The 13012-nt window shown below is 30.3% G+C and carries 11 protein-coding genes; 2 read left to right on the top strand and 9 right to left on the bottom strand.

From position 1 onward, the window contains the following. Positions 1–5: 5 nt before the first annotated feature. Positions 6–2093, top strand: a complete 2088-nt coding sequence (locus ACI48Q_RS03445) for a cell division protein FtsA (protein WP_474917645.1) — start codon at positions 6–8, stop codon at positions 2091–2093. Positions 2094–2144: 51 nt separating this feature from the next. Here ACI48Q_RS03445 and ACI48Q_RS03440 read toward each other — a convergent pair whose 3' ends face one another. The 8 genes from ACI48Q_RS03440 to ACI48Q_RS03405 all read right to left on the bottom strand — a co-directional run bounded on the left by ACI48Q_RS03440 (position 2145) and on the right by ACI48Q_RS03405 (position 10511). Next, the gene (locus tag ACI48Q_RS03440; RefSeq protein WP_474917644.1) at positions 2145–2306 is read right to left on the bottom strand and encodes a hypothetical protein; all 162 of its coding nucleotides are present in this window, start codon (positions 2304–2306) and stop codon (positions 2145–2147) included. 98 nt (positions 2307–2404) lie between these two features. After that, positions 2405–3631 (bottom strand): hypothetical protein, encoded by a 1227-nt coding sequence (locus tag ACI48Q_RS03435; RefSeq protein WP_474917643.1) that lies wholly within the window; start codon positions 3629–3631, stop codon positions 2405–2407. Positions 3632–3710: 79 nt separating this feature from the next. Next, a complete protein-coding gene (locus tag ACI48Q_RS03430) occupies positions 3711–4292 on the bottom strand; it encodes a M15 family metallopeptidase (RefSeq protein WP_474917642.1) in 582 nt (193 codons plus the stop codon). Between the two features lie 197 nt (positions 4293–4489). Then, positions 4490–5908 carry a polysaccharide deacetylase family protein gene (locus tag ACI48Q_RS03425; protein ID WP_474917641.1) on the bottom strand — a complete coding sequence of 473 codons (1419 nt, stop codon included), beginning with the start codon at positions 5906–5908 and terminating at the stop codon, positions 4490–4492. A 126-nt stretch (positions 5909–6034) separates the two neighbouring features. Next, on the bottom strand, positions 6035–7057 hold the full coding sequence (locus ACI48Q_RS03420; protein WP_474917640.1) for a glycosyl hydrolase family 18 protein: 1023 nt from the start codon (positions 7055–7057) through the stop codon (positions 6035–6037). Positions 7058–7140: 83 nt separating this feature from the next. Further along, positions 7141–8166, bottom strand: a complete 1026-nt coding sequence (locus tag ACI48Q_RS03415) for a polysaccharide deacetylase family protein (RefSeq protein WP_474917639.1) — start codon at positions 8164–8166, stop codon at positions 7141–7143. 25 nt (positions 8167–8191) lie between these two features. Further along, positions 8192–10096 (bottom strand): glycosyltransferase family 2 protein, encoded by a 1905-nt coding sequence (locus tag ACI48Q_RS03410; RefSeq protein WP_474917638.1) that lies wholly within the window; start codon positions 10094–10096, stop codon positions 8192–8194. A 223-nt stretch (positions 10097–10319) separates the two neighbouring features. Further along, positions 10320–10511, bottom strand: a complete 192-nt coding sequence (locus ACI48Q_RS03405) for a hypothetical protein (protein ID WP_474917637.1) — start codon at positions 10509–10511, stop codon at positions 10320–10322. Positions 10512–10833: 322 nt separating this feature from the next. Here ACI48Q_RS03405 and ACI48Q_RS03400 point away from each other — a divergent pair, with 322 nt between their 5' ends. Continuing rightward, positions 10834–11658 (top strand): hypothetical protein, encoded by an 825-nt coding sequence (locus ACI48Q_RS03400; RefSeq protein ID WP_474917636.1) that lies wholly within the window; start codon positions 10834–10836, stop codon positions 11656–11658. Between the two features lie 23 nt (positions 11659–11681). Here the strand turns inward: ACI48Q_RS03400 and ACI48Q_RS03395 are convergent, their stop codons facing one another. Next, a complete protein-coding gene (locus ACI48Q_RS03395; RefSeq protein ID WP_474917635.1) occupies positions 11682–13007 on the bottom strand; it encodes an amidohydrolase in 1326 nt (441 codons plus the stop codon). Positions 13008–13012 lie beyond the last annotated feature (5 nt).

The following is a 13012-nucleotide window of genomic DNA, read 5'->3' as shown; positions in this document are numbered from 1 at the left end:
ATGTTATGGGAGATTGGAATGAAAAAAATATTATTTTCTCACTAGATATAGGTACTCGTTCTATAAAGGGTGCTGTTATTGAAATAACTAACGGAAAACTTAAAGTCCTTGATGAGGAATATGTAGAGCATGAAGAAAGAGCAATGCATGACGGTCAAATACATAATATTTCATTAGTAGCAAAAGCAGTATCTATGGTGAAAAAAAATCTAGAAAGTAGATTAAATTATAAATTAGAAACTGTAGCTATAGCAGCAGCAGGAAGATTTCTAAAAACTATTAATGTATGTACTGAAGTGGATATTTCAGAAGACATAGAAATAGATAAGGATTTCATAAAAACCTTAGAACTTTATGCCATTAAAGATGCTGAGAAAAAAATTATTGAAGAAAATCCTCATACCCTATATTGCGTGGGATATACTGTAAGAAACTATACTTTAAATGGGTACACTATAAGTAACTTATTATGCCATAAAGGAACTCTTGCTGGCGTTGATATTATTGCAACTTTTTTACCTAGCTCCGTAGTAGATAGCCTCTATGCTGTTATGAAATTAGTTAATCTAAATGTCATAGCCCTAACTTTAGAGCCTATTGCTGCCATAGAAGCTGTTATACCTCAAAGCCTAAGATTATTAAATCTTGCTCTTGTTGATGTAGGTGCTGGTACCTCAGACATAGCTATAAGTAGTAATGACTCCTTAGTAGGTTATGGTATGGTTCCACTAGCTGGAGATGAGGTAACTGAGGTTATTTCTAAAAGGTTTTTATTAGATTTTAATAGTGGAGAAGAATTGAAAAAAAAATACAGTTCTAATGAAGAATTGAATTATAGAGATGTACTTGGTTTTGATTATATAGCTACTCCTTTAGAGCTTGAAGAAGTAATAAATCCTGTAGTTGAAAATATTGCTTCTGAAATTGCTAAGGAAATATTGAGATTGAATTGTGATAAGAGTCCCTCTGCAGTATTTCTTATAGGTGGAGGAGCACATACACCTATGCTACAAGTAAAGCTATGTGAAAAACTTAATATACCACCTCAACGAATAGCTATAAAAGGAAGAGAAGCAGTATCTCAATGTATTTCTTCTGATTTATCTCTTGGAAGTATCGGAGTTACAGTTCTTGGTATAGCTCAAGTTGCTATGAATAATAAGGAAGAAAACTATATACAAGTATTTCTAAATGGCACTAGTATAACTCTATTTAATTTTAAGGAACATAAAGTGGCAGAAGTACTTGTTCAAGCTTCTGTAAACCCTAGACTTCTCTTAGGTAAAAAAGGTAAAGACATATGTTTTTCTGTTAATGATGTTGAATATACTATTATTGGCGATGCCCCATCACCTGCCACTATATATATAAATGGAATGACTGCCTCTTTAGATAGTAAAGTATGTAACAATGATTATGTTGAAATTAACTATGCTAAAGACGGATCTCATGGCACGTCCAAAGTATATGAATATCTTGATAATTATGACACCATAAACTTTTATATAGATGATATGTTATATACTATAGAACCTAGATCATACATAAATGGTCAACATGTTTCTTTAAATTCTAATATAAATCATGGTGATGACGTTAAAATTATTATACAAAATACTTTAGGAGAATTTCTACAACATAATAATCTCCCTTCTTATGGGATTGGCTTTTTCATTGACTCTAAAAAAATATGCAATGAATATGTAATATGTAATAATGATAAAATTACAACTTCTGTACAAGAAATTTTTGAAGAATCTCCTTCGCCTCTTCCCCTTGATTCTTCTGATATAATTATTGCTGACGAAGTAATGCTTTCTCAAGAGAATCCTGATTCAAATGAATCTTCTATCACTTTCAGTGACTCTTCTCTTGATATCATTGAAAGCAATGAGGAATTATTTATAACTGTGAATGGTAAAACTATAACCTTGAGAGGAAAAAGTGAATATATATTTATTGATATTTTTGATTTCATTGATTTCGATAGAACTACCTCTAAAGGAACTTTAGTATTATCGCACAATGGCAATAATGCATCCTATTATGAACCTATAAAAGATGGCGATTCCATTGATATCTATTGGAATTAAATAAAAAGCTGTAAATAAAGTTTAATAAACTTATTTACAGCTTTTTATGAACTACTTATGCTTTTCTAAAAATTTCTCCCAATCTATAAATTCTTCGTCTACATACTTTAAACCCGAATAGCTATTTCTTGCAAAATAAAGATGTAATAAAAGGTATAATTTTAATGCTCCATCTAAAAACTTATCATAGATTTTATATTGGTTTATAATCATTGTTCCAACTTCGCCAATGTCAAATAAATTATTATGCAATACATTTGAAATAATGTCCAAAAATAAAATAGAGAGTATAGTTAAAGATACTAAACTCTCTATAACTTTAAATTGTTAATCTGATAGAAGATGCTCTCTACACCTTTCCACCAATTTTCATCTTCTGCATAAGTTTTATTTATCCACTGAAATACATTTTCACCTTTAGGCATTTTACTACAAATGTTAAAAACAGTTCTAGCAGCAATATCAGAGGAGTCTTCTATATCTGTATTATAATCCTTCCAGCTATGAAATACATTAAAAGGATTATTAGCTATATTATTTCCATCAGGTGTATTTTTAGGTACAAAACCTTGTTCTTGCCCTGTAATTGCAAATAGCAGTATTGGATTTATATCAAATCCCTTAGCCGCATTTATTATAGTAGAAAAATAAGGTTCTTCAGCTAATAATGAATTTCTCTCATTTAAAAACTTTCTTAAAATTTCCTTATTAACTTCTTTATATTTTATAAATCCTGGAATATTTGGGTTAATCTCTTTTCCTACTATGGCTTGTCCAACTTTAACAACTTCTACTTCTATTGATTGTTCTTCCCCTGGCTTTCCTAAGAGCGTTTCTTCTATTATTTTACCCCTATCCTCTATAAGTGTTTTTATATACATAGAACCAAATATGGCTAACAATCCTAGTGTGCATGCTATATAAGTAAATTTTCTTTTGCCCCATGACTTTATATTTACATCCCTTATATTTTTTATATATTTATTAAAATCTACTCCTGTTAGGTTGAAATGATTTGATTTCTTATTAGCTTGACCTACAATTAGTATTTCCTTACTCTCTAATAGAGTTTTTTCAGGTTGACATTGATTATTTTCTAATTTATCTCTTTGTTCAAAGTCAGTCTTACTTATCCTATTTTTTTCTTCTATATTTATATAATTCTCATCATATAAATAATCTATTATACTCTCTTTATTAACCTGATACTTTGTATGTTTACTTATCCAAGTAATTAATACCTCTATAGAATCTTCTTCTCTATACCTAATATCCTTTAAATAATATTTAAAAACATCCAATAGATATACAGTATACTGTTCTCCATAAATACTATTTTTTAATATATTCATTTTTATATTATTATCATCCTCGTTATTAATACCAAGAATAAATTTATCTAAAACTCCATGTATAGCCTTAGATAATATATTAGCCCTTTGTTTGCTGTCTAAATCACTATATTTTTTATCAATATATAACTTTAACCTTTGAATATCTTGCTTATCAATAACTTTTATATTACTTAATTCCTTCATCCATCCTCCCATATTATAATCAAACTAAATTAGAATTGTTTATGTATATTATAGTCTCTAAACAAATCTGCTCTAAAAATTAGTGTATATCCTCAAAGGATACATCTAGTAACTCATATTTTTGTTTGTTACAATCCGTAAAATGCCACCACTCAGAATTAATCTTATCAAATCCATTAGCTACCATTACTTCAGTTAAAATATTTAAATTCTTTTTAGCAATCTCTGTCATATTGGAATTGTTTCTGTTGGCCTTTTCAGAAAAATCATCAAACTCTGAAGGCATTTCTAGGTCTTCTCCAGTATTTATATGTACTAAGGTAATATCCACAGCACATCCTCTATTATGAATTGATCCATTTTTATATGGATTAGCTATAAAGTCATCGTCAGGTATAATTTCCCAAAATATTTTTTGGGTTGATAGCGGTCTATATCCATCAAAAATCTTTATACGATATCCCATGCCCATAAGTGTCTTGTTTGCATTAATTAACTTAATTGCAGTTTCTTTTTGCAATGCACATATAGGCATAGAATATAATTTTCTTCCAAGAAAATTATTTTCGGTAGCGTATCTTATATCTAATACGAAATCTTTAGAAAGTTCAGATATGTTTACTAAATTCCCCAAATTCTTAGATTCATGATTTGAATTCATAAATACTCATCTCCTTAAATTAGTAAGAGGTTAATTTCCTTATGAATTTTCTTCAAATACTACTTCATTCACACTATACTATTCTCCACCTCATTTATTGTAATTATAGTATATCATTAACTAGTTTGTAAAAAAAGTAAAACCTTATCCCTATGGTAAATACTGTAACCACCCCTGGGGTGCACCCAAATTTTTACTTATTCGTCACCTATGAGTTGTCCTACAGTTACGAAGGTATATCCTTGTTCTTGCAATCCTTCGAGAATCATAGGTAAAGCTTCTGGTGTACTAATATCGTCCAACATATGCAATAGTAGTATTGCTCCATTATAAGTATTTGAAAGCATATAATCTGCAATATCCTTAGCTGTTTTCTCTTTTTTCCAATCAAGAGCACTTGGTCCATACATTATTATATCTTTATATCCGCAGGCAGCAACCGCTTTAGCTATTTCTTCATTGATTATTCCTCTCGGAGGTCTTAAATACCTCTTAGGCTCTTTATTGATTGCCCGGGCAATAACCTCGTGGCTCTTCACAATATCTTGCTGGATTTCTTCCCAAGTTAATGTATCCAAATCTACATGACTATAAGTATGACTTCCCACTTCATGCCCTCTTTGAGATATGGCATAAGCTAAACTTGGATTACTTTCCACACCCTTTGCTCTAAAGAAGAATGTAGCTTTAACATCATATTTATCCAGTGTATCTAATATACTATCTAAGGTATCATCACTACCCCAATCATCAAAGGTCAATGCAATCTTTTTTTCATTTCGTGATCCTTCTTTGATTATTTTATATTTTTCATCGCTGTACTCTGAATTAACTTTAACTATGCTATTATCAGATATATATTGATTAGCCTTTCTATCTTCATAAATATGAACTAGATCTTTTAATGGTATAAGTTCATATCCTTTCTTTGCAAGCTTATCGTAAATTAAAGCTATGGATTCATCCACCCGTGAATTTTTTTCAGCATCTAAAACAATAATTCCCCCTCTTTTTTTCTTTTCATCTATATGCATAGATATCTCCTCTGGAGTCCTATCTTCCCAATCTTGAGGGTTTATATTGTATTTAATAATATTCTCATATCCAACTTGTGCTGTTGCAAGACGAACCTCCTCATCTACAGCTCCATGACCAGGTCTTAAGTACTTAGGTTTAATCCCTAATTTATCTTCAATTATCTCATGAGATTTCAGAATTTCTGATACTTTTTTAGCATAACTCTTCTTTGTAAGATCAGCTCCAGAAAGGGTACTATTTCCTATTTCATGACCTCTTTCTATAACCATCTTTGCCACATCTGTATCTTCTGCCACTTTCACTCCTGAAACAAAAAAAGTTGCTTTTATATTAAATTTATCAAGTTCATCTAATAATTTTTTCATCATTTCATCATCTGCTAATCCTTGAAATGTAAGACTTAAAACTTTTCTATCGGTTATTACACTTGAAATAACATCACTCTTCTTTCCATTTAAGGAAGGAGTATAGTTAATTTCTTCTGTTTTTTGAACTTTAGAAAGCATTTCTTCTCTATCTTCTATGGGATATCTATCATCTTTTTTCTCAGAACAAGCCACAGTTAACAATGTAGTCATCACTACTATTATTAATATTCCTATTTTCTTAATGAAGTTATCTATGTGAATCACCTCCTTATTATAAAATACTTTTAATCTTTTATTTCTTCATCTTCAAAAAAACGTTCATTCTACTCATCTATTTTACTTATCTACTTTTATAGTTGCATTATTTCCACCTAGTCTCCACAGTGAAAATTTACTTATTCCTTCTTCGTGGGCTGTTTCCATCCAATTTGAAATAGTTTCACTATCAGCATACCAAACTGTATGTTTCACTCCAAAATCATCAGTATAATTAAAATATAGTGAATTGCTTTTTTTATCTCGCTTTTTTTCACCATTAGCTTCCAATAATAAGTTTTGTGCTTCAATTTCAGTTATTGCTTTTATTTTCCCATCTTCCTGCCAATCAAATCCACCAAGAGCAAATGCTATTCGTATATTGTCAAAATTACTGTTCATCCTCTTACTTTGCTTTATAATAAATTCTTTATCAGCCTTTGGTCCCGGTCCACTATGATATCCATATAAATTATAAGCCATCATTACATATTCATAGTCCTTCGGAAAATTCACTTTTTCTAAAGGACATCTTGGTTCTAAAACTATTCTAAGCTGTTTCCCTGATTTTTCAAGTGCCTCTCCAAGCTCCTCTATAAATAAAGCATACTCATTCCATACATCTGTTTCTATTTTTTCATAATCTAATTCAAGTCCCACAAATTTATCATTATCAACTAGTTTAACTAACTCCTCTATATGAGCCTCTCTTTTCTCTTTATCTTTCATTATCTTAGTGATTAACTTGCTATCTTTTTGAATTGATTTACCATCCTTAAAAACTATATCATTTACTACTGTTAAATATAGATCTTTAAAACCTTTAGTCTTTAATTCTTTTTTAGTTTTATCCATATCTTTTGCAAAGTTTTCCTTTATGAATACTTCATCTTCTTCATTAAAATAAGCTGCAAATGACTGTATACTACTTAATATCATAGAGGTATTTTCTAACTCTTCTATTCCCCTTTTTAAATCCCATTCTACAATCCAAGCAGAAATATCATAAAACTTTTCCTTAGAATACCTATTAATTCCCCATCTCGCAATAACTATAAATACTACAACTATAGCTATAATCATAAATAACTTTCTCTTCTTCATAATACATCTCCCACGTTATATATCCCTACAATAAGATAACCCTAATTATAGTAATACCTTCTAGTGATTAGGATTACTCTTTTTTATTTATTAGGTTCTCCTTCAGAAGTCTTGCTATCTGTCCAATTTTCAATTTCCATTAATAGCTTATTTACTGACCAATTTGGTTTTACTTGCATTCTTGTAAGATTATATATGGAATCCTTCGAAGTATTGTAACATGACTCTTCTCTATTAAACATAATTTTAAAATACTTATATACATTTTCTAAATTAACTTTCTCCACAGCAGAGTTCATATTTTCAAATATTGAATTTCCGTGCATTATCATATAAACATCAGGTTGATATCCTAGAGATTTCATATATATCCTATACATTTGTTCATAATCCCAAGTAATTCTTTCCTGCATTTCACTCTTACTCTCTATAGGTACTCCATATTCATCTCTTAAATAGTCCATCAGGTAATGATTATATTCTAATTTATTACCCTCACTGTCCCCATCTTTAGTTTTCATATCCTCTATATCTTTTTCTCTAACATTAATATAAGAAAATCTATATCCGTTACTGCCCATTTCCCAATAGGAATTCTTATCTAAGGACCTTAAATCTTTTTCTTTTAAAAATAATCTATCTTTATTCTCAACATTAGCTGCATAGTTCAACATAGTAGCCTTAAAATTATATTTTTCTAAGATAGGTTGCGCAAAAATCATGGAATCCTTCCTACCATCTTCAAATATTAGAAATAGTGCTTTTTCAGGTAGTGGACTTCCACTTTCATAATAATTTTTTATATCCTCAACTCCAATGGTCACATACCCTGATTCATATAGTGCTTTTAAATGGTTATTTAGCTCTTCCCTTGAAACCAAATCTTTGTTAGATGAACGAGCTACTCCAGCATATGACAGAGTTATAAATCCATCTCTTTGAGCCCATTTTGTCTTATCTGGTTCCACATATTTTTTAGGGAACCATAAGTATAAACTTACCCCAATCACAATAGATATACAAAATATAACTTGGAGTATAGTACGTATAATTTTTTTTCTATCTTTAGCTTTTATGTCTGCTGGTATATCTAAATTTCTACTATCCACTTACATTCCTCCAAAATATTTTCTTCTAAGTAATATCTTTCATCCTTTTTTCTTTTTTCTTTTCTCTTTCAATCTTACGTTGTCTCTTTTTCTCTTGCTTCTTAAAATCAGCTTCTATATCTTCCTTGGTTTTTCTAGTTCCCCAAGTAGACTTCCAAAATGTGACGCAGGCAATAGGCATTTGCCACAGTAAAATGAATTCATAAAATAGACAAAAAACCAATCCATAGATCCATATGCGACTCTTTCTAAACCAAAGATAAACAAAGCTCATTAGTAAACTCATTAGTAATATTCCTGTAATAAACACTGTGGGAAATATATTATAGACCACCGGAACATAAACAAGGTTATATATAACCACAATTGGAGCAAGGATAGGTACTATTATTCCTGCATAAAATGATAATGCTTGAAAAGGTTCTTTTCGCCACATAAAGATTCCAGCTCTTAAGGATTCCCTAAGCCATGAACGCTTCCATCTCATCTGTTGCTTTAAAAATGATTTAAATTCAGAAGGAACTATGGTTGTACATATTGCTGTATCTTGATAGGTAGTTCTATGATGACGTAGTATAAAATTTGTCATACTTCTGTCATCTCCAAAGGTTGCAGGCTGCCCAAAAAATTTCTGATTAAGCCATGCCTCCTTATTTTCTTCTACCAATTCTTTTCTATAACAAGATATTGGCCCTGAAAGACATGTAACTGCATCGAATACTGCCTCTGCAGCTTTTATTATACGAAATGCTACATAATATCTTACTGCTTGCATCTTAGTTATATAGTTTGTCCATTTATTCTCCACATCTGTTCTTCCTGTTACTCCACCAACTTTAGGATCTCTAAAGGGTTGTACAAGGTTCCTAATAGCTGTAGGTTGTAAAAAGCTATCTGAATCTACAAATGTAACAAGCTCATGCTTTGATTCCTCTACACCTTTTACCAACGCAACCCTTTTCCCACTATTTTCTTTTAATGGTATAAATTTTATCCTATCTTCAATATGATATTGAGCGCATTCACGCTTTAAAGCCTTTATAACTTCTTCAATTTTTTCTACAGAATTATCATTCGAGCAGTCATCTACAACTATAACTTCTAATTTATCCACAGGATAATCTTGATTTAAACAACTTATTATAGTTTTATGTATCCAGGTCTCCTCATTAAAACAAGGTATTACCACTGAAACTCCTGGAGTATACTCTATATCTACGGGCACTGTCTTATAGGCTGCCCCAAAAAGATATCTTGAAAGCAGATACGTGGCAGTTAAAATACTATAGCTATATAAAAGTACATTATACTTAAAATAAATAACGCTTTCTAAACGCATTAGCATAATCATAAATACAATGATGCCTAAAAATATACTTGATATTGTGATTTCTGAAATCCACTTTCTTTTTGAAAAATATTGAGCTAAAGATTTATTAAACATAAATCCTATATAGCAAAGTTCACCATCATCAGATGTTTTTTTCTCATCTGCATATCTCATAACCTTAGCTCTTATCTTAACTTTATTTTCATATCCTTCCTGCATAGCTCCTTTAGGAATTTTAAACTTTAGAGTAACCTCATCGTCTATATCTATACATTGTGCATCCTCTTTAGAAATTTTAACTAATATCCCAGATACAGATAAATCCACACTGTCTCCTCTTATGATAAACTTTTTATTTTCTTTTTCAGTACGAAATTCTACCTCTGTATGAGTATAGTATCTTATTCCAGCCTCATTTATTTCATTAATATACTTATGGGTTTCCCTTCCATCACTCTTACTTCCAACAATAGGGATTCCCCTTCTATCTACTTGTTGTCTTTTATGTGTTGGGTCAGGTACATATGATAAAAATCTTCTATCCTCTTTCGGGCGTGGATATACCTCTTCTAATTTTCTTTTGTTTGTATTTATTGTCATAGTCCTCCCCTCCTTATTTTGATTTTAAGCAAAATAAGACATTTTCCTTATGTTTTACTTTTATTTATCACCCATTTAAAATTCTACTATATAATTAAAAGAATTTAAACTGATTTTTATTACCAATAAATATTTATTATTACCAAATTAAAAATGTCTACTAAGTAAAAAGTGAATTGTAATTAAAAATACAATTCACTTTTTATTTTATATATAATTTGCTTTAAATATTATTAATCTTATCTCTAACTGAGGTCTTATAGCTTGTTATTGCAAAGAATACCACTGCAAAAAGTAATGATAAAAACGGAATCAATACTATATGATTTATCTCTTGCTGTATTCCTTTTAATCCTATAAATCCTATAATTATTAAATACAGAAAGACTATATATTCCTCAAATAATTTATTCATTATTCGCTAACTCCTTATTTTCATTCCAAATACCTTATCTTAACATATATCATTTCTTAGGTGATTTGTACATATATTATTAACAAAACCTTTTATCTTATGCTATTTTATGTGATAATAGTATATATTTGTTATATTTATGAGTAATTATATAATATGAAGAAGCTAAATGCCGCTCTAGAAATAGTATATATTATATGGTTATTTTATATGGTTATTTTTAGAGTAACTTTTCATATATTTTAATAAGGCATCTTCAAAAAAATAACTAGTTATTTCTCTTCAGATGCCTAACTATAGTTAAAAGGATTAGGTGAAAATTATGAAAGACGGTAAATTATTAAAAAATATAGATCCTATGAGAAAACTTATGCCTTATCTTCTTAAAACTAGAAATGGAAGTATTGTGTATTCACCTGAGGAAGTTGAATTTGATAATGCAAAACAATATATAAGAGATTTTAATAAAAACAATAAAGATTTAAAGATAGGTGCTTTTGAAGTAGTTATAGCAGCTGCTATACGAACTTTTGTTGAATACCCATACCTTAATAGATTTGTGGCTGGTAAAAAGTTATATGCTAGAAATTTTCTATCTATTTCCTTTGTGGTGTTAAAGATGGTAAATGGAAGTTATCAGGAAAGCAATGCTAAGGTGTACTTCAATAAAACAGATACAATTTTTGATGTATCGAGAAAAGTAAATGATGCAATAAAAATATGCCGTTCTAATGTAGATAAAGATGATGATAAATTGATGGACTTCGTTTCAAAACTCCCTTCGCCCATACTGAATTTCACATCATATATGTTTAATAAGTTGAGTATTATGGGTATGTTACCTAAGAAATATATAGATATAATACCTCTCTTCTCAAGTATTTATATATCTAACTTAGGCAGTGTAGGACATAATGCCCTTAATCATCACCTCTATGAATGGGGTACAACTTCTTTATTTGTTACCATGGGTAAAATCACTAAAAAAGAAGGGAAAAATTATTTAAATTTATCCTGCTCTATTGATGAAAGAATTGGAGATGGCGTATATTTAGTAAAGGCTCTTCGACATTTTTCCACCCTTATAAAACATCCAGAAAAATTAGAAGCTCCACCAAGTAAAATTGTTGAAGATGATGGTATATAAAAACTAAAAATAATAGCAATGACTTATAAAGTCATTGCTATTTTATTAATTCTATCTTTAACTTCTATTAAGGCACTTCTTATTTCACCAAATTCCGAAGAGATAAGCTTCTTATTCCTTACAACTATTCTACCGTTTATAATCACAGTATGTACATTTGCTGGATTAGCTGAATACACTAATGCTGAATAATAATCATATATTGGCTGCATATTTACAGATTTAGTTTCAACAATCACTAAATCACTCTTTTTACCGATTTCTATGGATCCAACCATATCTTCAACACCTAAGACCTTAGCTCCACCTATAGTTGCCATTTCCACAAGTTCACTGGCTGGCAGAAGTGTTCTATCATTATTGACTAATTTATGAATTTTTCCTACCTGCGCCATTTGAGTAATTATATCTAAGGTGTTTCCACTCATTGGTCCATCAGTTCCCAAACCTATATTAATTCCATTTTCTTTCATTTTCAAAATTGGTGCTACACCTTTAGCTCCCTTTGAGTTAGCTCCTATGTTATGAGATACTCCCACATTATATTTTTTAAGCAACTCTATATCATTATCATCCACTAAAATAGTATGTGCCGATATGAAACCTTGATGAAGAATTCCTAGGCTTTCTAAATACTGAATAGGCGTTAGTCCATATTTTTCCCTATACTGCTCCCATTCATAATCCATCTCTGCCACATGCATGGTAAGAGGTACTTTATATTCTTTAGAAATTTCATACGCACGTTTTAAACTTTCATCACTATTGGTATAAGGTGCATGAGGTGCTATCCCTGGAATTACTAAGCTGTCACCTTTCCATTTTTCTATAAACTCTATAGATTTATCTAGTCCACCATAGGGCTCCTCAGAATCTGGAGAAGCAAAACCTAATATAGTTTCACATAATACTCCCCTCATACCAAGTTCTTTACAAGCCTGAGCCACCTTATCTTCAAAATAGTACATATCACAAAAGGTAGTAACACCACCTAAAAGCATTTCAGCTATAGCATATCTTGCTCCTATATAAACAAGTTCTTCAGTCATGCATTTTTTCTCTAGTGGAAATAAATATCTTTTTAATCTATCCTTATAATCATCAGCTAAACTCCTAAAGACTACCATGGAACCATGGGTATGGCAATTTACCATACCTGGCATTAAAATCCCATCTTCTCCATCTATAAATTCAACATCTCTTCTATCACTATATTCTTCATATAGCTCCCTATCACCGACAGCTATTATGGTATCTCCCTTGATGACCAAAACACCATTTTCTATAATATCCTTATTCTTATTCATAGTAATAAGGGTTACGTTGTGTATTAATTTTAATTTATTCATTTACT

The organism is Clostridium sp. LXY-7 (assembly GCF_056172015.1).
Note: the sequence above shows the minus strand (reverse complement) of the source record. Positions and strands in the feature narration are given on the sequence as shown.